Source organism: Dokdonella koreensis DS-123 (genome assembly GCF_001632775.1).
Lineage (GTDB): Bacteria > Pseudomonadota > Gammaproteobacteria > Xanthomonadales > Rhodanobacteraceae > Dokdonella > Dokdonella koreensis.
The window spans coordinates 1197030-1219992 of the sequence record NZ_CP015249.1 but is presented as its reverse complement, the minus strand read 5'-3'; the positions used below and the strand labels follow the sequence as shown (position 1 = coordinate 1219992).

At 71.9% G+C, this 22963-nt stretch carries 23 protein-coding genes, 1 pseudogene and 1 riboswitch; of the genes and pseudogenes, 10 read left to right on the top strand and 14 right to left on the bottom strand.

Translation table 11 applies throughout. The features are described from left to right. The first annotated feature begins 298 nt into the window (after positions 1 to 298). The 5 genes and pseudogenes from I596_RS04780 (at position 299) to I596_RS04760 (ending at position 3156) form a co-directional block, all read left to right on the top strand. Positions 299 to 985: a class I SAM-dependent methyltransferase gene (locus I596_RS04780; protein WP_067644938.1), complete on the top strand. Its 687-nt coding sequence runs from the start codon at positions 299 to 301 to the stop codon at positions 983 to 985. Then, the gene (locus I596_RS04775; protein WP_067644935.1) at positions 982 to 1320 is read left to right on the top strand and encodes a YkgJ family cysteine cluster protein; all 339 of its coding nucleotides are present in this window, start codon (positions 982 to 984) and stop codon (positions 1318 to 1320) included. Before I596_RS04780 ends, I596_RS04775 begins: the two co-directional genes overlap by 4 nt. Before the next feature lie 95 nt (positions 1321 to 1415). Further along, positions 1416 to 1820: a helix-turn-helix domain-containing protein gene (locus I596_RS04770; RefSeq protein ID WP_067644932.1), complete on the top strand. Its 405-nt coding sequence runs from the start codon at positions 1416 to 1418 to the stop codon at positions 1818 to 1820. A gap of 90 nt (positions 1821 to 1910) precedes the next feature. Further along, positions 1911 to 2117: pseudogene (locus tag I596_RS04765) on the top strand (alkylphosphonate utilization protein); the annotation flags it as partial. A 106-nt stretch (positions 2118 to 2223) separates the two neighbouring features. Beyond that, positions 2224 to 3156 carry a DUF808 domain-containing protein gene (locus I596_RS04760; protein WP_067644926.1) on the top strand — a complete coding sequence of 311 codons (933 nt, stop codon included), beginning with the start codon at positions 2224 to 2226 and terminating at the stop codon, positions 3154 to 3156. Between the two features lie 299 nt (positions 3157 to 3455). On the opposite strand, the gene I596_RS04755 is transcribed toward I596_RS04760, so the two are convergent. The 3 genes from I596_RS04755 to I596_RS04745 all read right to left on the bottom strand — a co-directional run bounded on the left by I596_RS04755 (position 3456) and on the right by I596_RS04745 (position 5515). Then, a complete protein-coding gene (locus I596_RS04755) occupies positions 3456 to 4487 on the bottom strand; it encodes an aldo/keto reductase (RefSeq protein WP_067644923.1) in 1032 nt (343 codons plus the stop codon). A 52-nt stretch (positions 4488 to 4539) separates the two neighbouring features. Then, complete coding sequence (locus I596_RS04750) at positions 4540 to 4851, bottom strand: ArsR/SmtB family transcription factor (RefSeq protein ID WP_067644920.1); 312 nt, start codon at positions 4849 to 4851, stop codon at positions 4540 to 4542. Positions 4852 to 4939: 88 nt separating this feature from the next. Further along, on the bottom strand, positions 4940 to 5515 hold the full coding sequence (locus I596_RS04745; protein ID WP_067644917.1) for a GNAT family N-acetyltransferase: 576 nt from the start codon (positions 5513 to 5515) through the stop codon (positions 4940 to 4942). Between the two features lie 76 nt (positions 5516 to 5591). On the opposite strand from I596_RS04745, the gene I596_RS04740 reads away from it, so the two are divergent. Beyond that, positions 5592 to 6200, top strand: coding sequence for a gamma-glutamylcyclotransferase (locus tag I596_RS04740; protein ID WP_067644914.1), 609 nt, complete (start codon positions 5592 to 5594; stop codon positions 6198 to 6200). Positions 6201 to 6603: 403 nt separating this feature from the next. On the opposite strand, the gene I596_RS04735 is transcribed toward I596_RS04740, so the two are convergent. Next, positions 6604 to 8958, bottom strand: a complete 2355-nt coding sequence (locus I596_RS04735; protein WP_067644911.1) for a serine/threonine-protein kinase — start codon at positions 8956 to 8958, stop codon at positions 6604 to 6606. Between the two features lie 121 nt (positions 8959 to 9079). Here I596_RS04735 and I596_RS04730 point away from each other — a divergent pair, with 121 nt between their 5' ends. Further along, positions 9080 to 9652: an ECF-type sigma factor gene (locus tag I596_RS04730; protein ID WP_067644909.1), complete on the top strand. Its 573-nt coding sequence runs from the start codon at positions 9080 to 9082 to the stop codon at positions 9650 to 9652. 32 nt (positions 9653 to 9684) lie between these two features. Here the strand turns inward: I596_RS04730 and mmsB are convergent, their stop codons facing one another. From mmsB to I596_RS04690, 8 genes are all read right to left on the bottom strand, one after another. Beyond that, entirely contained in the window at positions 9685 to 10575 is an 891-nt protein-coding gene (gene mmsB / locus I596_RS04725; RefSeq protein ID WP_067644907.1) for a 3-hydroxyisobutyrate dehydrogenase, read from the bottom strand. Then, on the bottom strand, positions 10572 to 11738 hold the full coding sequence (locus tag I596_RS04720) for an enoyl-CoA hydratase/isomerase family protein (RefSeq protein WP_067651448.1): 1167 nt from the start codon (positions 11736 to 11738) through the stop codon (positions 10572 to 10574). The genes mmsB and I596_RS04720 overlap by 4 nt, the downstream gene beginning before the upstream one ends. Positions 11739 to 11740: 2 nt before the next feature. Continuing rightward, complete coding sequence (locus I596_RS04715) at positions 11741 to 12553, bottom strand: enoyl-CoA hydratase (RefSeq protein WP_067644904.1); 813 nt, start codon at positions 12551 to 12553, stop codon at positions 11741 to 11743. Further along, positions 12550 to 13725, bottom strand: a complete 1176-nt coding sequence (locus tag I596_RS04710; RefSeq protein ID WP_150132265.1) for an acyl-CoA dehydrogenase family protein — start codon at positions 13723 to 13725, stop codon at positions 12550 to 12552. The genes I596_RS04715 and I596_RS04710 overlap by 4 nt, the downstream gene beginning before the upstream one ends. Positions 13726 to 13736: 11 nt before the next feature. Beyond that, the gene (locus tag I596_RS04705; RefSeq protein WP_067651446.1) at positions 13737 to 15260 is read right to left on the bottom strand and encodes a CoA-acylating methylmalonate-semialdehyde dehydrogenase; all 1524 of its coding nucleotides are present in this window, start codon (positions 15258 to 15260) and stop codon (positions 13737 to 13739) included. Positions 15261 to 15365: 105 nt separating this feature from the next. Further along, a riboswitch (cobalamin riboswitch) is annotated at positions 15366 to 15572 on the bottom strand. Positions 15573 to 15881: 309 nt separating this feature from the next. After that, positions 15882 to 16070 carry a CPXCG motif-containing cysteine-rich protein gene (locus I596_RS04700; RefSeq protein WP_067644899.1) on the bottom strand — a complete coding sequence of 63 codons (189 nt, stop codon included), beginning with the start codon at positions 16068 to 16070 and terminating at the stop codon, positions 15882 to 15884. After that, positions 16063 to 17241, bottom strand: a complete 1179-nt coding sequence (gene hemW, locus I596_RS04695; RefSeq protein ID WP_067644897.1) for a radical SAM family heme chaperone HemW — start codon at positions 17239 to 17241, stop codon at positions 16063 to 16065. Before hemW ends, I596_RS04700 begins: the two co-directional genes overlap by 8 nt. 106 nt (positions 17242 to 17347) lie before the next feature. Further along, on the bottom strand, positions 17348 to 17971 hold the full coding sequence (locus I596_RS04690) for a hypothetical protein (RefSeq protein ID WP_150132014.1): 624 nt from the start codon (positions 17969 to 17971) through the stop codon (positions 17348 to 17350). Positions 17972 to 18089: 118 nt separating this feature from the next. On the opposite strand from I596_RS04690, the gene I596_RS04685 reads away from it, so the two are divergent. Further along, positions 18090 to 19217 (top strand): glycosyltransferase, encoded by a 1128-nt coding sequence (locus tag I596_RS04685; RefSeq protein WP_067644891.1) that lies wholly within the window; start codon positions 18090 to 18092, stop codon positions 19215 to 19217. Between the two features lie 129 nt (positions 19218 to 19346). After that, positions 19347 to 20483, top strand: a complete 1137-nt coding sequence (locus tag I596_RS19215) for a collagen-like domain-containing protein (protein WP_269465539.1) — start codon at positions 19347 to 19349, stop codon at positions 20481 to 20483. Positions 20484 to 20701: 218 nt separating this feature from the next. On the opposite strand, the gene rdgB is transcribed toward I596_RS19215, so the two are convergent. Together rdgB and rph are read right to left on the bottom strand one after the other, a co-directional pair. After that, complete coding sequence (gene rdgB, locus I596_RS04675; protein ID WP_067644886.1) at positions 20702 to 21310, bottom strand: RdgB/HAM1 family non-canonical purine NTP pyrophosphatase; 609 nt, start codon at positions 21308 to 21310, stop codon at positions 20702 to 20704. Next, positions 21307 to 22032, bottom strand: coding sequence for a ribonuclease PH (gene rph / locus I596_RS04670; protein WP_067644883.1), 726 nt, complete (start codon positions 22030 to 22032; stop codon positions 21307 to 21309). The genes rdgB and rph overlap by 4 nt, the downstream gene beginning before the upstream one ends. Positions 22033 to 22102: 70 nt before the next feature. On the opposite strand from rph, the gene I596_RS04665 reads away from it, so the two are divergent. Further along, positions 22103 to 22963, top strand: a complete 861-nt coding sequence (locus I596_RS04665) for a YicC/YloC family endoribonuclease (protein WP_067644880.1) — start codon at positions 22103 to 22105, stop codon at positions 22961 to 22963.

Sequence of the window (22963 nt, the reverse complement as noted above, 5' to 3'; positions counted from 1 at the left end):
CGACGCGGCCGTTGAAATCGAAGGAACGCCGAGGATAGTCCGGCGTTCCGCCACTGCCCCGTGGCAAAAGCCCTGGGTAAGGCACCTTGGATACGCCGGCCCGCCGGCCGGTTGCGCCACAGCTGCGGCGCGGCCGTATCCGGCCCGTTCCGGCGCCATTGTCCCGCTTAGCGTAAGATGGCCGCGTCCCACGCCTTCTCGTGCGTCTCGATCGGCCGTTTCCTCACGTCGCCGTTTCGCTCCCTCTCTCGCGTCGCCCCAGCCGTGGGCACGCCTTTCGACTTCCGGGAGCCCATCGATGCCGGGCTATGCCACGCATCAGCTCACCGTCCGCCTGAGCGGCCACGACTACCGTATCGAGGCGCTGAGCGACCTGCAGCAATTTGCCGATCCGGACGGAACCGCCGCGCGGGCCGGGATCTCCAGCGCGCAATGGAGCCTGTTCGGCCAGGTCTGGCCGGCCGGCCGCGCGCTCGCCGAAGCGATGGCGATCGCCGACGTCGACGGCAAGCGCATCCTGGAGATCGGCTGCGGCCTGGGTCTTTCCAGCCTGGTGCTGCAACGCCGCCGTGCCGAGGTGGTGGCCAGCGACCATCACCCGCTGGCCGGTTCTTTCCTCGACCGCAATGCCTGGCTCAACGGCCTGCCGCCGGTCACCTACCGCAACCTGCCCTGGGCGACGCCCGATGCGACGCTCGGCCGGTTCGACCTCATCATCGGCAGCGACGTGCTCTACGAGCGCGGCCATGCCGCCCAGCTCGTCGCGCTGATGCAGCGCCACGCCCATCCGGATGCCCAGGTGCTCATCAGCGATCCGGGACGCGGCAACAGCGGCGCGTTCAGCCGCGGCCTGGCCGAATGCGGCTACAGCGTCAGCGAAACACGCAGCGCGTTCGCCGCCGGCGAGGTCGCGCCGTTTCGCGGCCGCGTGCTCGACTACCGGCGCGGCAGCGCCGGCCTGCCCCTCGCGGAGGCCTCGCCGTGACTTGCGCGCCAAAGCTCCAGGAAACCTCGCGGATCGATCCGGACGTGTCGTGCACGGCCTGCGATGCGGTGTGCTGCCGGCTGACCGTGGTGCTGCTGCCCGAAGACCGCGTTCCCTACCACCTGACCGACCGGGACGCCAAGGGCCTGCCGGTGATGGCGCGGGGCGAGGACGGCTGGTGCGCCGCGCTCGACCACACGCACATGTGCTGCAGCATCTACGAGCAGCGGCCGGCGATCTGCCGCAAGTTCGCGATGGGGGGTGCCTACTGCCGCTCCGAGCGCGCGCGCTACCGGGACCGCCACGCCGCGATCGCGCTGCGCGTGGTCAGCTAGGTTCCGCCGCGGACGGATAATGAAACCAAAACTTCCATAACCAGTGAAAGCAGTAGTTCATCGGCGATCAGGGCCAGAACGTAAGTTCCGGTTCCATGAGCAACGAGAAGCGCGAGTTTTCCCAGCGCCTGCGCGCGGCCATGCGGGCGATCGGCATGGTCGAGCGGCCCTCGGTGCTCGAACGCGAGTTCAACGCCAACTTCTGGGGCCGTTCGGTGAGCTTCCAGGCGGTATCGCGCTGGATGAACGGCAAGTCGATCCCGACCCAGGACAAGCTGCAGGTGCTGGCGGCCTTGCTGCGCATGGAGCCGCACGCGCTGCGCTACGGCGAGCGTGCCGCTCGCCGGGCCCGCATCCACGAGCGTGGATTGCCGGCGTGGCTGTCCACTGCCGACCGGCAGGACCGGGCCGCCGTCGAGGCCTTCATGGCGCTGCCGCCCGCGCAGCGCAAGCTGGCGCGTGAGCTGATCATCTCGCTGGCCAAGTCCAGCCGTCGCTGAAGCGCCGGCATCGCACCGCTATACTCGCCGCCCCGCGGCTGCGGCCCCGCCAGGCCGGCATCGCCGTTCCAGCATGGATCCCACATGAACGTAAGAGACAGCAACGGCACCGCGCTCGCCGATGGCGATTCGGTCCTGGTCATCAAGGACCTCAAGGTCAAGGGCACTTCGCTGACGCTCAAGCGCGGCACGCTGATCCGCAACATCCGCCTGACCGATGACGAGGGCGCGATCGAGTGCAATGCCGAGAAGATCAAGGGCCTCGTGCTGAAGACCGAGTTCCTCAAGAAGGCCTGACGCCCACCCGCGGCTCCGGCCCTCCGGCCGATCGACCGGGGCGGTCCTCGCCGAACCCGCGCCGGCAGTGCGAGAATCGGGCGCCCCTTACCCAGCGCCCACGCCCATGGCCGGTTCCAGTCTGCTCGCCCTGATCGACGACATCGCCACCCTGCTCGACGACGTGTCGGTCATGACCAAGGTGGCGGCCAAGAAGACTGCCGGCGTGCTCGGCGACGACCTGGCCTTGAACGCACAGCAGGTGACCGGCGTCCGCGCCGAGCGCGAGCTGCCGGTGGTGTGGGCGGTCGCCAAGGGCTCGCTGGTCAACAAGGCGATCCTGGTGCCCGCCGCCCTGCTGGTCAGTACGTTCGCGCCGTGGGCGGTGACGCCGCTGATGATGGTCGGCGGTGCGTTCCTGTGCTTCGAGGGCGTCGAGAAACTGGCGCACCGGTTCCTGCACCGGCACGAGGCCGAGGAGGCGGAGGCCGAGCTCAAGACCGTCGCCGCCGATGCCTCGCTCGACCTGGTCGCCTACGAGAAGGACAAGATCAAGGGCGCGATCCGCACCGATTTCATCCTTTCCGCGGAGATCATCGTGATCTCGCTCGGCGCGGTCGCCGCCGCCTCGCTGCCTGCCCGCATCGGCACGCTGGTCGCCATCGCGCTGCTGATGACGGTCGGCGTCTACGGCCTGGTCGCCGGCATCGTCAAGCTCGACGACGCCGGCCTGCACCTGGCCGGCCGCCCCGGTGCCGGGTGGCCGGCCCGCGCGATCCGGGCGTTCGGGCGCGGGGTGCTCTACAGCACGCCCTGGCTGATGAAGGCGCTGTCGGTCGCCGGTACGGCGGCGATGTTCCTGGTCGGCGGCGGCATCCTGGTACACGCCATTGCGCCGATCCATCACGCGATCGCGCAGATCGCGCCGGCCGGCCTGCTCGGCGGCGTGGTGTCGATGCTCGGCAATGCCGGGGTCGGCATCCTGACCGGCATCGTCGTGCTCGCCGGCGTGCAGCTGGTCCAGCGGCTGCGCGGCAAGGGCGGCAAGGACGCGCATTGACCCCGCGGCGACCGGCCGCCGCGCCGGTGCCGTGCGTGGCATCGATCGCCGCCGGTGCCTGAACGCCTTGCGCGTGCCCGTGCTTCCGCACAGGTCCCCGCCATGACGTTTCCGGCGCCTGCCACCGGCCGGCCCACGCTGCCGGCGACAGCGCGAGGAACGGCAGCCGCAGGACGGAGCGGAACGTGCCGACGGCGGCGGCGGGAGGACCGGCCTCGATGCTGGCATCGACGCCGGTCCGGTTCCGCCGGTTCGGTCACGCGCGTCGCATCGGCTGCGCGCTGCGGCGCGGACGCGGCCTACCAGCGTGTCGGCTTGGGATTGCGCTCGTCGAAATCGCGCTGGTGCCAGTACGGATAGACCGGCGTGCGCCGGCTGGCCGCGTCGAGCGCGGCCACGTGCGCCGGATCGAGCGTCCAGCCGAGCGCGCCGAGGTTCTGCCGGAGCTGTTCCTCGTTGCGCGCGCCGATCACGACGTTGGCCACGCTCGGCCGCTGCAGCAGCCAGTTGAGCGCCACCTGCGGCACGCTCTTGCCGGTTTCGCGCGCCACCGCATCGAGCGCGTCGACCACGTCGTACAGGTAGGCATCGTCCACCTCGGGCCCGCCGGCGGCGCCGCCGCTGCCGACCCGGCCGGCCGCCGCCGGCTGGCCACGGCGGATCTTGCCGGTCAGGCGCCCCCAGCCGAGCGGGCTCCAGACCATCGTCCCCAGGCCCTGGTCGAGTGCCAGCGGCATCAGTTCCCACTCGTAGTCGCGGCCGATCAGCGAGTAGTAGCCCTGGTAGGCCACGTAGCGCGCCAGGCCATGCCGCTCGGAGGTCGCCAGCGCCTTCATCACGTGCCAGCCGGAGAAGTTCGAGCAGCCGATGTAGAGCACCTTGCCGGCGCGAACGAGGTCGTCGAGCGCGCCGAGGACCTCCTCGGGCGGTGTCAGCGCGTCGTAGCCGTGCATGAAGTACAGGTCGATGTGATCGGTGCCCAGGCGCCGCAGGCTGGCCTCCACCGCCTTGACCAGGTGGTAGCGCGAAGACCCCTTGTCGTTGGGGCCGGTGCCGGTGGTGAAGGTGGCCTTGGTCGAGATCAGCACCTGGTCGCGGCGACCCTTGATCGCCTGGCCGAGGATCTCCTCCGATGCGCCGGCCGAATAGACATCGGCGGTGTCGAAGAAATTGAGGCCGGCCTCCAGGCAGACGTCGACCAGGCGCGTCGCCTCGGCGACGTCGGTCGCGCCCCATTTGGAGAACATCTCGCCGACACCGCCGAACGTGCCGGTGCCGAGGCTGAGCACGGGAACCTTGAGGCCGGAACGGCCAAGCTGCCTGAATTCCATGGGAACTCCTGATGGGTGGGAAAGAAACGGAAGCCGCGTGCGGACGAACGGCTCAGGGCGGGCCGTGATGACGCAGGATCGCGTCGAGCAGCCCCGGAAAGCGGACGTCGATCTCGGCCTTGCGCGCGGTGTTGATGACCTCGACGCCGCGCTTCTCCGAGCGGATCAGGCCCGCCTCGCGCAGTACGCGGTGATGGAACGAGATCGTCGAGGGCGAAAGATCGGAGCAGGCCTTGCTGCAGCTCAGGCCGTCGCAGCCGAGCAGCTTGACCATGACGCCGCGGCGGATCGGGTCGGCCAGTGCGTGCAGCACGGCGTCGATGCCGATCGCACTGGCGGGCGGATGCCGGAACGGGCGGGACATGCGCGCACGATAGCGGCCCGCGCCGTCTACTTCAAGATTCTTGAACTATGCCGCGCAGCCAGCACGGGATAGGGAACGGGGCGCCGCCTCAGCCCTCGACGGCCAGCCGGCACTCGATCACGCCGCCGACGGCGGCGCGGGCGTGCGGCGTCGTCCCCTGCGGCTGGCGCCAGGCCAGGTGCGTGCAGCCGAGCTGGCGTGCGGTTTCGTGCGCCTGCGCCAGCAGCCGCTGCTCCAGCCCGCGAAGGCGCCAGGCCGGCCGCAGGTACAGCGCCTCGACGTTGAGATAGTAGGCGCCTTCGGGAAATGCGACGCCGGCTGTCGCGCCGGCATAGCCCACCTCCCGGCCATCGACGCGCACGAGCCAGGCCCAGGCGCGTACCGGCGGATCGAACAAGGCCTCGTGGAACTCGAGCGGCATGGCGTCACGGCGGGCCTGGGCACGCCACCGGCCGGCATGCTCGGCCACCTGCTCGTCGCACAGCGCCATCAGCACCGATGCATCCGCCGGCACGGCCCGGTCGATGCGCACGCTCGCGCCGGCGTCGAGGGCATTGCGGCCGGGCACGGCCGGTACGGGCGCGATGCCCGGCAGCAGGACGGAAACAGAAGGCGGCATCGCGGTACTCGGCTGGTGGCGGAACGCATCCCGGGTCTGCGCCATGCTGCGGCCGGTTCTTTAAGATGGCTTTAAGCCGGCGCCGGCTGCGCGCTACCATCGCGCCCGGAATGGGTACGGCATGACGGCCAATACGATCGCGATCAACCAGCGCATGCGCCACTTCGACGGCCACGCACAGGTATGGGTGTTCGGCTACGGCTCGCTGATCTACAAGGCGGACTTCCCGTACCTGGAACGCCGCGCCGCGCGCATCGACGGCTGGACGCGCCGTTTCTGGCAGGGCTCGCACGACCACCGCGGCACGCCCGAAGCGCCCGGCCGCGTCGTGACGCTGGTCGCGCAGGCCGGCGCCGTCTGCCTCGGCATGGCCTACCTCGTCACGCCCGAGGTCTTCGCCCACCTCGACCATCGCGAGAAGAACGGCTACCTGCGCCACCGTGTCGCGCTGGACTTCGGCGACGGCCACGGCGCCGACGGGCTGGTCTACATCGCCGATCCGGCCAATGCCGCGTACCTGGGTCCCGCCCCGGAAGCCGACATCGCCCGCCATATCGCCTCGGCGCACGGCCCGAGCGGGCCCAACCGCGACTACCTGCTGCGGCTGGCCGATGCCCTGCGCGCACTCGGTGCCGACGACCCGCACGTCTTCACCATCGAGCGCCACCTGCGGGCACTCGATGCCGATACGGTCGCACACGCTGCCGGCCCGGAGGGCGGACTGCACTAGGGCGTGTCATCAATCCCCCGGCAGGTCGCGTTGGCCCTGGAAAGTCGTCAGGGGGTGGTGTGTGGCGCCGCGCCTGACTGGCCGTCAGGTCAAGCCGCGCAACGCACGCTGGCGGCTTTCCAGGGCCAACCCGTAGGGCCGCTCTTGCGTGCGCCCGGGACTGCGTCATCCCTCGGGCGTGGACCGACGTCCACTTCCTCCCTCTTCCTTGTCACGGACGCACGCAAGAACGGCGCGGCCTACCGAGGGATTGATGACACGCCCTAGGCCGTCCCGTCGAGCGCCGGCCGCGCACGCGGTGGCTGCCCGGGAGCCGCGCCGCGGCGATCCGCGCGCCGTTCCAGCCCGGAAACGCGCAGGCTCGGAAAAAAGGCGGCGACACAGGACCGCATCGGACAGCGCCTTACCGGCCCGCGCAAGCCGCCCCGGCGACAGTGCCGGCGCACAGGCGCGCGGTCAGTTCCGCCACGTAGTCACGCGTGGACGCCGGCGCCTCGTCGAGCGTGGCCAGCGCCGCCTGCGTGCGTAGCAGGAGGTCGGTCGCCTCGTCCAGGCGCCCCTGGGCCAGGCGCGCCCCGGCCAGCGCCGCCAGCGCATTCACGTGGAAATGGCTGCCGCCCTGCGGGTAGAGGCGATCGGCCATCGCCACCGCCTGGCCGGCCGCATCGGCGGCCTGGTCCAGGCGGCCCAGCGCCAGCGCCTGCCGGGCCAGGTTCGTCATCGGCACCAGCACCATCTCGTGGTCGCCGCGGAACGAGCGGCGGTGCATCGCCACCGCCTCGGCCTGCAGCGCGATCGCCTGCTCGCGCTCGCCGCGCATCCAGGTCAGTCGTGCGCGATTGTTGAGGATCACCGCCAGGTGCGGACCGCCGTCCGGATAGGCCGCTTCCAGCACCGGCTGCGCCTGCCGGTACAGCGCGTCGGCACGGTCGAGGTCGCCCAGGCCGCGGGCCGCCTGCGCCAGGTTGGCCAGCGTGCGGGCGCGCTGCTCGACCGTGTCCGGTGCGGCGCCGGCGGCATCGGCCGCCAGCGCGCGCTCGAGGTAGTGCTGGGCGCGTGCGAAGTCCTCGCGGACCAGATGCATGACGCCGGCATCGTTGAGCACGCTGGCATAGAGCGGCAGGCCGGTCTGGCCGCTGCGTTCGAGCCGGGCCAGTGCCTCGTCGAACAGGACCTGCGCCTCGTCGCTGCGGTGCTGCGCCTTGCGCAGGCTGGCCAGCGAGCCGAGCGCCGTGACGGTCCGCGGATCGTCGGTACCGAACAGGCGCTCGCCGTCGGCCAGCGCACGCGTCAGCTGCGCTTCGGCCGCCTCGATGTGGCGGGTCGCCAGCAGGCTTTCCGCGAGCGTGTTGCGGACGCCGACGGCGAGGTCCTCGCGTCCGGCGAAACGCTCGTCGATGCGGGCGGCGGCGGTCGCCACCGCTTCGCTGAGGCTCAGCTCCGATCCGGTCATGTACGGGTTGGAGGTCCTGAGCACGTCGGTCAGGAACGCATTGACGGCCGCCGTATCGGCCGCCGCCCGCCGCGCCTGCGCCGCCTGCCACGCTGCCGCGGTGCCGGCCACGAGCACGGCGGCCACGGCCAGCGCGGCGAGGCCACTGGCAAGGCGATGGCGCCCGAGGAACTTCCCCAACCGGTAGCCGACCGAGTCGGGGTGCGCCTGCACGGGACGGCCCTGCAGGTGCCGCCCGAGATCGTCGGCCAGCGCCTGCGCCGATCCGTAGCGGCGCTCCGGCTGCTTGTGCATCGCGCAGGCGACGATCCGCTCCAGGTCCTCGCCGTGGATCGATCGCGCCGGCCGCCGGTTGCCGGCCGCCGCCGGCAGCGGTGCACGCCGCAGCAGCGGCGGTGCGGTCTGGCAGACGATCCGCTCGATCTCGGCCGGGCTGCAGCCCTCCAGCCGGTAGGGGCGAGCGCCGGTCAGCAGCTCGTAGAGCATCACGCCGAGCGAATAGACGTCCGAGGCGGTGGTCGGCGGTTCCAGCCGCAGCTGTTCCGGGCTGGCGTAGGCCGGCGTCAGCGCCGGCGCGCCGTGGCGCGTCAGCCCGGCCGCGTCGTCGGCGTCCGGATCGAGCAGGCGGGCGATGCCGAAGTCGAGCAGGCGCGGTTCGCCGTCCGCGTCCACCAGGATGTTCTGCGGCTTGAGGTCGCGATGCACGATCAGGTGCCGGTGCGCCGCCTGCACGCCGTCGCAGACCTTGCGGAACAGCGCGATGCGCGCCCGCGCATCGAGGCCGGCACGCTCGCAATGCTCGAGCAGCGAGCCACCGTCCACGTACTCCATCACCAGGTACGGCAGGCCGCCGACACTGCCGCCGTCCAGGATGCGGGCGATGTTCGGGTGCTCCAGCCGCGCCAGCAGGCGGCGCTCGTTCTCGAAGCGCGCGACCAGCTCGCCGCGGCGCGCCGGGTCGAGCAGCAGGTGCTCGGCACGGACGAACTTGATCGCCACGCGCTGCTCGTAGGCGCCGTCGACGCGCTCGGCCAGGAAGACCACGCCCATGCCGCCGGCATCGAGCAGGCGCAGCAGCCGCCACGGGCCGAGCCGGTCGCCCGGCACCGGCAAACCGGTCAGCGCCGCGCCGCCCGGTGCCAGGAAATCCTCCGCCGGTTCCAGGCCACCCAGCAGCTGGCGGGCACGGGCCGCCACGGCCGCCGGCACCGCCTGCTCGGCGAGCCAGGCAAGCCGGCCCGCCGCCGGCAGGCCCAGGGCCTCCTCCAGCAGGCGCATCGCCGCGATCTCGGTTTCCAGGTCCACGCCGCCCTCCCCCAGCGGTCCGGTTCCGTCGCGGCAGTGTAGGGCGTTCGGCAGGCCGGCGGAGACCGGTACCGGTGCTGCGGCTCATCGCAGGATCGGTCGCAGGCTCTACACTTGCGCGATGGGTGCTTCCGTCACGCAGCTGCTATCGGACTGGCGCGCCGGCGACGCCGGCGCACGCGATCGCCTGGTCGCCGTGCTCTATCCGGAGCTCAAGCGCCTGGCCGAACAGGCGTTTCGCCGCGAGCGCGGCAACCACACCCTGCAGCCGACCGCCCTGGTCAACGAGGCCTGGCTGCGGCTGGCCGGCATCGAGACGCTCGCCGGCGGCGATCGCGGCGCCGTGCTCGCGGTGGCCGCGCGCCTGATGCGCGAGATCCTGATCGACCATGCGCGGCGCCGCGCCGCCGCCAAGCGCGACGGCGGCGAGCGCGTCACCCTGAGCGGGCTGGAACTCGCCGGCGACCAGGCACTGGACCTGGTCGATCTCGACGGTGCGCTCGAACGGCTCGAACGGCTCGATCCGGTCAAGGCACGGATCGTGGAACTGCGCTACTTCGGCGGCCTCAGTATCGAGGAGACCGGCCAGGTGCTCGCGCAGTCGCCGGCGACCGTCAAGCGCCACTGGCAAGCCGCGCGCATCTGGCTGTTCGACGCGCTGGGCGGGACCGCCTCGCCGTCGCCGGCCGGCTGAGCGCGGCGCATGCCGGCGGCGGACGGCCGCATTCAGCCGGCTTCGGCGAGCAGCTTGATCACGCTGGAGAAATCCAGGCCGCCGCGGCCGGCACGGGCGTTGAGTGCGTACAGGTTGCGCGCCAGCTCGCCCAGCGGAATCGGCGCGCCCACGCCCATCGCCGCTTCCGCAGCCAGGCCCAGGTCCTTGAGCATCAGGTCGCTGCCGAAGCCGCCGCTGTAGCCGCGCGAGGCCGGCGCGTTCTCGAGCACGCCCGGCCACGGGTTGCAGACCTCGGTGGCCCAGCTGCGGCCGGTGCTGACCGCCATCATCTGCGACAGCGCCTTCGGGTCCAGGCCGTGCGCGGCGCCGAGCGCCAGCGCTTCGCCGGTGGCGGCCATGATCACGCCCAGCGCCATGTTGTTGCACAGCTTGGCGACCTGGCCGGCGCCACTGGCGCCCATGTGGAAGATGTTGCGGCCCATCGCCTGCAGCAGCGGGCGCGCGCGTTCGAGCGCTTCGGCCTGGCCGCCGACGATGAAGGTCAGCGTGCCGGCCGTCGCGCCGGCGGTGCCGCCGGACACCGGTGCGTCGATCATCGCCTGGCCGCGCTCGGCCGCGGCCGCGGCGACCTTCTGTGCCGAGGCCGGCGCGATGGTGCTGCAGTCGATCACCAGCGTACCCGGCGCGATCTTCGCCAGCAGGCCGTGCTGGCCGAGGTACACCCCTTCGACGTGGCGGCTGGCCGGCAGCATCGAGATCACCGCCTCGGCACCGTCCACCGCGTCCGCCGCGCTCGCCGCCGCGCGCGCGCCGAGCGCGACGGCGGCCTCGACCGCCGCCGGCACCAGGTCGAACACCCGCAGCTCGTGGCCGGCCTTGAGCAGGTTGGCGGCCATCGGGCCGCCCATGTGGCCCAGTCCGATGAAGGCGATGCGGCTCATGCGCGCGGCTCCGCGGTGGCGCCCAGGTCGGCGAGCGGGTGCGGCTGCGCCGGATCCGGGGCGTGGAAGAACGGTTCGGCCCAGGCCGCGCTGGCCTGCGCCAGCGTCGCCGGGTTCCAGTGCGGACTGCGGTCCTTGTCGATCAGCAGCGCGCGGATGCCCTCGGCGAAGTCGCCGTGCGCGGCGCAATGCAGCGAGGTCCAGTATTCCAGGCGAAACGTGTCGGCCAGCGACAGCGTGGCCGCACGCGCCTGCAGTTCGTAGCCCAGCCGCGCCGAACCCGGCGAACCGACGGCGAGGGTCTTGCGTGCGATCTGCAGCCAGCCGTCATCGGCATCGATGGCCTCGATGCGCGCGACCAGTTCTTCCAGCGAGGCGGCCGCGCAGATCGAGGCGATCCGCGCGGCATGCTGCTGCAACGGACCGGCCGGCACCGGCTCGGCCTGCGCCTGCAACAAGGCGCTCACGGTTTCGCGGTCGCGCGCGGCATCGCCGCTCCACGCCACCGCGGCCAGTGCGTCGAGCACCGCCGCGCGCCGTACCTCGGGCACGTAGTGATCGGCCAGGTCCGCGTGGATCGCATCGCCGGCATTGAGCGGCGCGCCGGTCAACGCCAGGAACAGCCCCGCGCGCGCGGGCACGCGCGCCAGCAGCCAGCTGCCGCCGACATCGGGATACAGGCCGACGGTGATCTCCGGAAACGCCAGCCTGGAGCGCTCGCTGACCACGCGGTGGCTGGCGCCGGCCATCAGGCCGATACCGCCGCCCATGACGATGCCGTGGCCCCAGCACAGCAGTGGCTTGGGATAGGTGTGGATGCGGTAGTCGAGCCGGTACTCGGTTTCGAAGAATGCCGCCGCATGGCGGTTGTCGCGCGGATCGCCGCCGCCGGCCTCGCGCCACTGGCGCATGCCGCGGTACAGGCCGTGCAGGTCGCCGCCGGCGCAGAAAGCCTTCTCGCCCGCGCCCTGCAGCCACACCGCCGCCACGGCCGGATCGGCGGCCCAATGCTGCAGCTGCGCGTCGAGCGCGTGCGCCATCGCCAGCGACAGCCCGTTGAGCGTACCCGGCGCATTGAGCGTGGCGATGCCGATGCGGCCGTGCACACCGGCGCGCTCCTCGAACAGCACCGGTGCGATGGCCGGCGCGTCTTGCAGGCTCATGTTCATGCGTTCTTCCACTGCGGCGCGCGCTTTTCGAGGAACGCCGCCACGCCTTCGACCTGGTCGGCGCTGTCGAACAGGTCGACGAAGGCCTCGCGCTCGTGCACCAGGGCGGTCGCGTGCGGCTGGCTGCGCGTGGCCTGCACCAGCGCCTTGCATGCGGCCACGCTGGTCGGGCTCTGTTTCCCGGCCTGCCGGCCCCACTCCAGCGCGCGCGCCAGGGCCTGGCCCTTGGGCACGACCTCTTCGACCAGGCCGATGCGCAGCGCGGTCGCCGCGTCGATGCGCTCGCCGAGCAGGATCATGCGCTTGGCCCAGCCCTCGCCGACCAGGCGCGGCAGGTTCTGGGTGCCGCCGGCGCAGGGCAGCAGGCCCACAGTCGCCTCCGGCAGCGCCAGCTGCGCCTGTTCCTCGGCGATGCGCAGGTCGCAGGCCAATGCGCATTCCAGGCCACCGCCCATGGCGTAGCCGTTGATCGCGGCGATCGACACGCCACGGAACGCACTCAGGGTTTCGAAGGCTTCGCCGAAACGGCGTGCGGCTTCGCGCGCGCGGGCCTTGTCGCCGTCGGCGAACTGCTTGAGGTCGGCGCCGGCGCTGAAGAACTTCTCGCCCTCGCCGACGATCACCATCGCATAGATGTCGCGGTCGGCGTGGAGCGCGCGGACCAGGTCGCGCAGCGCGGCCAGGCTGTCGCGTGTCCAGGTGTTGGCTGGCGGGTTGCTCAACGTGACCACGGCGGCGTGGCCGTCGATCTCGATCCTGAGCCCGGTCCAGTCGCGGCCACGGTGACTATCGATAACGGCAGCGCTCATCGCAGTTCCTCTTCGGTGTTCAGCAGGTGGCGCGCGACGATCACGCGCATGATCTCGTTGGTGCCTTCCAGGATCTGGTGCACGCGGCAGTCGCGCAGCAGCCGCTCGATCGGGTACTCGCGGATGTAGCCGTAGCCGCCGTGGATCTGCAGCGCCTCGTTGCAGATCGCAAAGCCGGCATCGGTGGCGAAGCGCTTGGCCATCGCGCACCACACCGTCGCGTCGCCGCTGCCGGCGTCGAACTTGCGCGCGGCCGTGTGCACCATCTGCCGTGCCGCGACCAGCTGGGTGGCCATGTCGGCCAGCTTGAACTGCAGCGCCTGGAACTCGGCCAGCTTCTTGCCGAACTGGCGGCGCTCGCCCATGTAGCGGCGGGCCGCGTCGAGCGCCCCCTGGGCCGCGCCGAGCGAGCAGCTGGCGATGTTGATCCGGCCGCCGTCGAGGCCCTTCATCGCGATCTTGAAGCCCTCGCCTTCGCCGCCGAGCAGGTTCGCCGCCGGCACGCGCACATCGCTGAAGCTGATGCCGCGCGTGGGCTGGCTGTTCCAGCCGAGCTTCTCTTCCTTGCGGCCGTAGGCGATGCCGTCGCTGTCGGCCGGCACCGCGAACGCGCTGATGCCGCGTGCGCCCGGTCCGCCGGTGCGTGCCATCACCACCAGCACGTCGGTCGCGCCGGCGCCGGAGATGAAGGCCTTGGCGCCGTTGAGCACGTAGTGGTTGCCGACGCGCTCGGCGCGCATCGCCAGCGCGGCCGCGTCCGAGCCGGCCCCCGGTTCGGTCAGGCAGTACGAGGCGAGCTTGGCCCCGCTCGCCAGGGCCGGGCCCCAGGCCGCGCGGACGGCGTCACCCGCATGCGCGACGAGCATCCAGGCCGCCATGTTGTGGATGCTGATGAAGGCCGCCGTGGACGGATCGATCGCGGCCAGTTCCTCGAACACGATCGCCGCGTCCAGCCGCGTCAGGCCGGCGCCGCCGGCCGCCTCGGCGATGTAGAGGCCGCAGAAGCCGAGGTCGCCGGCCCTGGCGATCGCTGCGCGCGGGAACGTGCCCTCGGCGTCCCAGCGCGCCGCGTGCGGCGCCAGCTCGGCTCGCGCGAAGTCGCGCGCCGCGGTGCGGAACGCGAGCTGGTCCTCGCCCAGGCCCGGATCAACCGTCGTCGATCGGAAGTCCATGACGGCGGCCGTCATTTGAGGCTGATCGTCGTGTTCACGCCGGCCGCCGGTGCCGTGTCGTCGAACCAGCGCGCGGTGACGGTCTTGGTCTGCGTGTAGAACGTGACGACCTGCTTGCCGTAGGGCCCGAGGTCGCCGAGCTTGGACGCGCGCGAGCCGGTGAACGAGAACAGGGGGACCGGCACCGGGATCGGCACGTTGATGCCGACCTGGCCGACGTCGATGTCCTCCTGGAACCGCCGCGCGGCCGCACCGGACTGGGTGAAGATCGCCGTGCCGTTGCCGTTGGGATTGGCGTTGACGAGCGCGATGGCCTCCTCGAGCGTGTCGGCCGCGAGCAGCACCAGCACCGGGCCGAAGATCTCCTCGTCGTAGATGCGCATGCCCGGCTTCGCGCCGGAGAAGATCGTCGGGCCGACGAAGTTGCCGCGCTCGTAGCCGGGCACCTCGGGCCTGCGGCCGTCGAGTTCCAGCGTCGCGCCCTCGTCCACGCCCGCGGCGATCAGGCCTTCCACGCGCTCGCGCGCGGCGCAGGAAATCACCGGACCGACGTCGGTGCCGGGTTCCACGCCGGCATTGACCTTGAGCGTCCGGGCCTTGGCGACCAGATCGGGAATCCAGGCCCGCGCCGCGCCGACCAGCACCGCGGTGGAGGCCGCCATGCAGCGCTGCCCGGCCGCGCCGAACGCGGCACCGGCCAGGGCGTTGAGGGTCTGTTCCTTGTTGGCGTCGGGCAGCACTACGGCGTGGTTCTTCGCGCCCATCATGCACTGCACGCGCTTGCCGGCCTGCGAGGCGCGCCGGTAGACGTGCGTGCCCACGCGGGTGGAACCGACGAAGGACACTGCCTTGACGTCGGGGTGGTCGCACAGCGCGTTGACGACCGCCTCGCCGCCGTGCACGACGTTGAGCACGCCGGGCGGGATGCCCGCCTCCAGCGCCAGCTCGACCAGGCGCATCGTCACCAGCGGGTCCTGCTCGGACGGCTTGAGCACGAAGGTGTTGCCGGTGGCGATCGCCATCGGGAACATCCACAGCGGGATCATCGCCGGGAAGTTGAACGGCGTGATGCCGGCGCACACGCCCAGCGGCTGCAGCAGCGTGTAGGTGTCCACGCCGCCGGCGACGTTGTTGGCGAACTCGCCGAGCTGCAGGTTGCCGATCGCCGCGGCATGCTCGACGACCTCCAGGCCGCGGAACACGTCGCCCTCGGCGTCGGCCAGCGTCTTGCCCTGCTCGGCGGTCAGGATCGCCGCCAGTTCCTGCAGGTGCGCGCGGATCAGCTGCTGGTACTTCAGGAAGATGCGCGCCCGCGCGCCGATCGGCGTCCGGCGCCAGCTGGCGAAGGCCGCCTGGGCCGCGCCGATCGCGGCGTCGACCTCGTCCGCGGTCGCGAACGGCACGCGTGCGAGTACGGCCTGCGTGGCCGGATCGACCACGTCGCGGAACTCGAGCGAACGGGATGGGACGAATCGGCCGCCGATCAGCAGCTCGACGACGGGGACGGCCGTGGCGGCCGGGCTGGTAGCGTTCATCAGGTTGTGCTCCGTATCGCTCACCCGCGAAGGCGGATGCGAGGAGCACGGACGGGCACGGCACGCGGACGGCAGCTTCAGCCCGTCCGGTTGCCCACCGCATCCGAGGACGAAAGATCCCAGGCCGGTATCCGGGCTTGCGAGCGATGCGGAACGCATCGGCCGATCGCCTTCCCACGCCCGAAGGCGCAGTGGCATTTCGATCGGCCTTGACTCGCTTACCGTTGCGGGGGCAGCGCCGGATTCACACCGGCTTCCCGTTCAACCCTGCGGCGGCAATCGCCGCGGGGCACCTGAGACCGGGGCAGTGTATGCGCTGGCGCGCGACAGCGGCAAGCGGCAGCGGGCGGGACGCTAGGGCGTGTCATCAATCCCCCGGCAGGTCGCGTTGGCCCTGGAAAGTCGTCAGGGGGTGGTGTGTGGCGCCGCGCCTGACTGGCCGTCAGGTCAAGCCGCGCAACGCACGCTGGCGGCTTTCCAGGGCCAACCCGTAGGGCCGCTCTTGCGTGCGCCCGGGACTGCGTCATCGCTCGGGCGTGGACCCACGTCCACTTCCTCCCTCTTCCTTGGCCCGGACGCACGCAAGAACGGCGCGGCCTACCGAGGGATTGATGACACGCCCTAGTCCCGGTCGGTCCGCGTGCCGACCTCGATCAGCTCGCCGTCGTCGCCGATCCGCACCTGCACCTCGATCGGCCGGCAGCATACCGCGCAGTCCTCGACGTAGGCCTGCGAGCCGGCGGAACGATCGATCGTCGTTTCGAAGCCCTCCCCACAGTAAGGGCAGTGGATCACCACGGCTTCAAGCATGGTCGCGCTCCGGCAGGAACAGGGCGATGACATCGTTGAGGAAGCGCTGGCCGTCCACACTGGTGCGCAGCAGGCCCGGCGCGTCGTCGAACCAGCCACGCTGGTGCGCGGCGGCCAGCGGCGCCGCGAGCACCGCCGGCGCAAGCCCGGTGCGCTCGGCGAACTCGCCAGCCGGAACGCCGTCGATCAGGCGCAGCGCGTTCATCATGTACTCGAACGGCAGGTCGGCTGCCACGATCACAGCATCGCCGACGATCCGGCGCGGCGTCGCGGCGTGCTCCAGATATGCACGCGGCGTGCGCTGCTTGGCGCGGCGCCGGACCGTGCCGGCTGCCGCGTCGGTCAGCTTGCCGTGCGCACCGGCACCGATGCCCAGGTAGTCGCCGAAGTGCCAGTAGTTGAGGTTGTGCGCGGCGCGCCGGCCGCCCTGCGCATAGGCCGACACCTCGTACTGCACGTAGCCGGCCTCGGCCAGCCGCTGCTGGCAGTGCTCCTGCATGTCCCAGGCGCTGTCGCTATCGGGCAGCGGCGGCGGTCGCGCCGCGAACAGCGTGTTCGGCTCCAGCGTCAGCTGGTAGTGCGAGACGTGCGGCGGCGCCAGCGCGATCGCCCGGTCGACGTCGGCCCGCGCGCCGGCGAGGTCCTGCTGCGGCAGCGCGTACATGAGGTCGATGTTGATGTTGTCGATGCCGGCCGCACGCGCCTCGCCGATCGCGCGCTCCGCATCGGCCGCGCTGTGGATGCGGCCGAGCCGGTGCAGCATCGCGTCGTCGAAGCTCTGCACGCCGAAGCTGATGCGGTTGACGCCGGCCGCGCGATAGCCGTCGAAGCGGCCGTGCTCGACCGTGCCCGGATTGGTTTCCAGCGTCACTTCGGCGCCGGGCGCCAGGGACAGCCGCGCGGCGACACCGTCGAGGATGCGCCCGATCGCCGCCGGCGCGAACAGGCTCGGCGTGCCGCCGCCGAAGAAGATGCTGGCCAGTGGCCGACCGGGCACGGCAGCACCGAAATCGGCCAGGTCGCGGTCCAGGTCGGCCAGCAGGGCGTCGACGTAGGCCTCCTGCGGGATGCCCTCGCGCACGGCGTGCGAGTTGAAGTCGCAGTAGGGGCACTTCTTCACGCACCACGGGATGTGGACGTAGAGCGAGAGCGGTGGAGCGGTCAGCGGCATCGGGAGCGGGCGTGGCGCCCGGAAACGGGCGGACCCAGGGTGGGGCCGCCAGCGCCGGGGCGCAAGCGGCCGAACGGGAAAGCGGCGCCGTTCCGCGCCGCGCGCCTCAATCGATGCCGAACGACTGCAGGCTGACCGGAAGGCTGGTCACGTGGAACAGCAGTGCGGTGTCGGTCAGGCTGAACTGGCCGCCGAGCCCCGGCGCCGCACCGTCGTAGCTGTAGCTGAAGTCGGCCACGTTGAAGCCGACCTGGCCGGCGAAGCTGACCAGCGTATAGGTGGTGCCGACCGTGGGCAGCACGGCGCCATCGCCGAACGCGAAGTGATAGGTGCCGGTGCCGGTGCGCACCAGGTTGCCGGTCAAGTCGGTGTGGTCCGAATCGCCGTCGTTGGCGCCGAGCCGGTGCCGCACGCTGCCATCCGGCGCCCAGCGCAGCTCGCGCGCCGTGATCGTGCCGGCCCCCGCCGTGGGACCGGGCGCCAGCCGGCCGGCCGCGCCGAGTACGACATCGCCCAGCACCGTGCCGTTGCCGGCCAGGCTGCCCGTGGCGACCGTGACGTCCACGCCGGCCAGTGTCGCCGGAAGGTACAGCGAGCCGCCGTCGATCAGGATGGCGCCGTTGCCGACACCGGCCTGGGCACCGGCCGCGACCAGCACGGCGACGGCGGCGACGAGCGCACGCGGCACCCCGACGGCCCGGCGAGGGGGAACAAAGGGAAATGGCGACATTGCGGCATCCTCTGATGGCCGGACGCATCATAGCCGGGCGTCGGGCCGCCTGCATGCATTGCCAAGCGCGCGGCCGCCTCCGTAGGATCGCTGCCCTACCCCGTACCGGCGGTCCCCGATGCTTCCGATCCCGCATCCGGCTCCCGGCCGGCCGCCGTTGCCGTTCGCCGGCCAGGTCTGCCTGAGCATGATCGTGCGCAACGAAAGCGCGGTCATCGCCCGTTGCATCGCCGCGGTACGGCCGCTGATCGGCGCCTGGGCGATCGTCGACACCGGTTCGCACGACGGCACGCAGGCGCAGTTGCGCGACCTGCTCGGCGACCTGCCCGGCACCCTGATCGAGCGCCCCTGGGTCGATTTCGCGACCAACCGCAACCAGGCGCTGGACCTGGCGCGCGGCTACGGCGAGTACGCGCTGATCGTCGATGCCGACGAGGTGCTGGAGATCGACCCGGACGGCGGCTGGCCGGCACGACTCGACGCGCCGGGCTACTACCTGCGCGTCTACCAGGACGGCGGACCGTTCGAGTACTTCTGCGCCAAGCTGCTGCGCCACGCCACGCCCTGGCGCTGGCACGGCGTCCTGCACGAGTACCCGGCGGCGGAACCGGCGGCGGCGATCGCCCACCTCGGCGGCCTGCGCGTGCGCGGCGTGCCCGACGGCGCCCGCAGCCAGCGCCCGGTGCACGAGAAGTACGCCGACGACGCCCGCGTGCTCGAAGCGGCCCTGAAGGCCGAGCCGGACAATGCCCGCTACGTCTTCTACTACGCGCAAAGCCTGCGCGACGCCGGCCGGCCCGAGCAGGCGCTGGCGGCGTACCGGAAGCGCGCCGCCATGGGTGGCTGGGCCGAGGAGGTCTGGTATGCGCTGTACCAGGTGGGCTGCCTGCACGAGCGTCTCGCCAGCGGCGACGCCGCGGTGATCGAGGCCTACCTGGCCGCCTACGACGCGCGCCCTCAGCGGGCCGAACCGCTGTGCGACCTGGCCCGCTACCTGCGGCAGCGCGGCCGCTACGCCAGCGCCTACCTGCATGCGCGTGCCGCCGCCGCGCTGCCGCAGCCGGACGACCTGCTGTTCCTGGACGCATCGGCCTACCGCTGGCGCGCCCGCGACGAGCAGGCGGTCTGCGCGTACTACGTCGGCCGGCGCGAGGAATGCGCCACGCTGTGCCGCGAACTGCTGGCCGACCCGGCCCTGCCGCCGTCCGAACACGCGCGCGTCGCCGCCAACGCCGCCTTCGGCTGAGCCTGTCACAAACGCCACAATTGCGGCATTTGCCGCTATGCTGCGCCGGCTACCGCCGAGGGGATCGGCGGACCGACCTTGGGGGTACATCCGATGCGGGTATCCACGCGTTTGACGCGACGGGCGCTGGTGCTGGCCATCGCAGCCACAGTCGCCCATCCGGCCCTGGCGCAAGGCGATATCGAGGCCCGGCCGCTGGCCAACCAGGGCTTCATCGTCACCGACGAAACCGGCACCGTCCTGCGCCTGCGCGTCGGCGCCGACGGCCAGGTGACGATCCCGTCGCTGCCCTCCTCGCTGCAGCAGGACCAGGTGGTCTGCTTCCACGCCACCACCGGCGTGCTCGGCCGCTGCGCCGGCGGCGCCGGCCCGGTCGGACCAACCGGGCCCACCGGCCCGGCCGGCCCCAGCGGCGCCCCGGGTCCGACCGGCCCGATCGGTCCGGCTGGCCCGGTCGGTGCCGATGGCGCGACCGGCGCGCAAGGCCCCGAAGGCCCCATCGGCGCGACAGGTCCCGCGGGACCGACCGGCCCGACGGGCAGCATCGGTCCCACCGGACCGACCGGACCCACCGGCTTTACGGGACCCACCGGACCCAGCGGCCCGGCCGGCGCCACCGGCGCGACAGGCCAGGCCGGTCCCGAAGGCCCCGTGGGCCCGCCGGGCGTCGTAGGCCCACCCGGCCCGCCGGGCGAAGCCGGTCCGGCCGGTGCGACCGGACCCGTCGGCGCGACCGGCCCCATCGGCCCGACGGGACCAACCGGATTTACCGGACCGACCGGGCCGACGGGCCCTGCCGGAAGCGCCCGCTATGCGGTGCGCATCAACGGCACGGTCAGCACGGCGCTGGCGCAGCCGCTGCACCCGATCGGCTACTCGGGCACCACCAATGCCCAATTGAGCTTCGTCACTCCGAACGGCTACGTCGTCAGCCTGCTCTCGGACGGCTACGTCTTCGGCAGCACCGGCGTGTCCTACGACGGCCCCAACTGCACCGGCAACGTCTTCCTGAACTCGGTCAACTACCTGCCGGGTTCGGTCGCCAGCGCCGGCGCCATACACAACCTGTACTACATCCCGCGCACCGCGACGACGGTGAACAACCCGACGCGCGCGAGCCAGTACAACGGCGCGACCTGCAATAACAGTCCGACCAATCCGATGAGCGGCGACTACTACGTCGGCCTGCCGAACGTGACGGCGACCACCGGCGTCGGCCTGGCCAACAACACGCGCTATACGGTGATCGTGGACTACGTGCCCTGACGCCGGTGCCGGCATCGCGGTCCGCCCGAACGGCGACCGCGATGCGTCCGCGCGGCGCCGCCGACTGACGCGGTGCCGGGAACGGTCGTCCTGCGCCTGCTCGACGCACGCGGTCGCGACAACAGCGCGCTATCGGTTCCGCGGATCGACCGCTCGCGTCGATCGGCCAGCGAGTGTCCCTGGATCGCGCCGGCAGGCCGTCGAGGAACAGCCCGCCGTTATCCGAATGCCGCCGAAGCGCCCGCCTCGAGGTAGCGGCGCAGCTGCGCCAATGCCCTGCCGCGATGACTGACCGCGTTCTTGGCAGCCGGGTCGAGCTCGGCGGCACTGCGGCCGCTGGCCGGATCGAGGAAGACCGGATCGTAGCCGTGTCCGCCGGTACCGCGCGGCGCCGCCAGGATCGCTCCGGCCCAGCGCCCTTCGGCGATCAGCGGCGCCGGCTCGTCCGGCGCGCGCAGCAGCACGAGCGTGCAATGGAAATGGGCGCCGCGCCGGTCCGGCGGCACGCCGTGCAGCGCCTCGAGCAGCCGCGCGATATTGGCGGCGCTGTCGCCGTGGCGCCCCGCGTAGCGCGCCGACAACAGGCCGGGCGCCCCGCCGAGCGCGTCCACGCACAGGCCCGAGTCGTCGGCCAGCGCCGGCAGACCTGACTGCCGCGCGGCGTGGCGCGCCTTGAGCAGGGCATTCTCGACGAAGGTGGCGCCGGTTTCCTCGGCATCGTCGATACCGAGCGCCGACTGGGCGATCAGCTCGACGCCGACATCGGCCAGGATCGCGTGGATTTCATCGAGCTTGCCGGCATTGGAGCTGGCCAGGACCAGCTTCATGCCGCCAGCGCCACCCGCTGCAGCCGGCACAGTTCCTCCACGCCGCCGGCCGCCAGCCCCAGCAGTGCATCGAGCTCCTCGCGGCGGAACGCATGGCCTTCGGCCGTGCCCTGCAGCTCGATGAAGCCGCCGCCGTCGTTCATGACCACATTCATGTCGGTGTCGCAGGCCGAATCCTCGGCGTAGTCCAGGTCCAGCACCGGCAGGCCCTGCCAGATGCCGACCGAGACCGCCGCGATCGCGCCGTGGATCACCTCGCGCTTGACCAGGCCGCGCGTCCTCAAGCCGTTGATCGCGTCGGCGAGGGCGACATAGGCACCGGTGATCGCCGCGGTGCGGGTGCCGCCGTCGGCCTGCAGGACGTCGCAATCGAGCGTGATCGTGCGCTCGCCGAGGGCGGCGCGATCGACGCAGGCGCGCAGGCTGCGGCCGATCAGGCGCTGGATCTCCATCGTCCGGCCGCCCTGGCCGCCGCGCGCCGCCTCGCGCTGCGTGCGCTCCTTGGTCGCGCGCGGCAGCATGCCGTACTCGGCCGTGACCCAGCCTTCGCCCTTGCCGCGCAGGAACGGCGGCACGCGCTCCTCGACGCTGGCCGTGCACAGCACGCGGGTATCGCCGAACGCGACCAGGACCGAGCCTTCCGCATGACGGGTGTAGTGACGCTCGATCGCCACCGGGCGCAGTTGGTCGGGCGCTCGGCCGCTCGGGCGGGAGAGGGTCATGGGCATGTGCTTTGGAGAAAAGGGGGTGCGGAGTTTACCATCGCCTCCCTTTTTCCCCGCCGGGACGCCGATGATCCGCAGCATGACCTCCTTCGCCAGCGCCGACAGCGAAGGCGCCTGGGGCGCCCTCAGCGTCGAGTTGCGCTCGGTCAACCACCGCTACCTGGAGCTGGCCGTGCGCCTGCCCGAGGAACTGCGGGGCCTGGAGCCGGCGATCCGCGAGCGCATCGGCGCGCGCCTGTCGCGCGGCAAGATCGATTTCGGCCTGCGCCACAAGCGCAGCGAGGGCGCCACCGCCCTGACCCTCGACGAGACCGTCGTCACGCGGCTGGCCGACGTGCATCGCGACCTCGGCGCCCGCTTTCCCGGCCTGCACACCGAACTGACCGCCCTGCTCGGCTGGCCCGGCGTGCTGGTCGAACAGGGCGTGGACCAGGATGGCCTGCGCGAGGCGGCGCTGGCCCTGGTCGACACCGCCCTGGACGAATTCGTCGCCGCGCGCGAGCGCGAGGGCGCGCGCCTCGCTGCGTTCCTGCGCGAGCGCCTGGACGGCATCACCGCCCTGGTCGCCAGTGTCCGCGGCCACTTGCCCGAGGTGCGCGCCGCCCTGCGCAGCCGCTTCGACGCGCGCATCGCCGACCTCAAGCAGCCGCTGGAGCCGGGCCGCATCGAGCAGGAAGTGGTGCTGCAACTGCAGCGCATCGACGTCGACGAGGAACTGGACCGCCTGACCGCGCACCTGGCCGAAGCGCACCGCGTGCTCGGCCTGCGCGAGGCAGTCGGCCGGCGCCTGGATTTCCTGATGCAGGAGTTCAACCGCGAGGCGAACACGCTCGGTTCCAAGGCCGCCGACCCGCGCACGACCCAGGCGGCGGTCGAACTGAAAGTGTTGATCGAGCAGATGCGCGAGCAGGTGCAGAACCTGGAATGA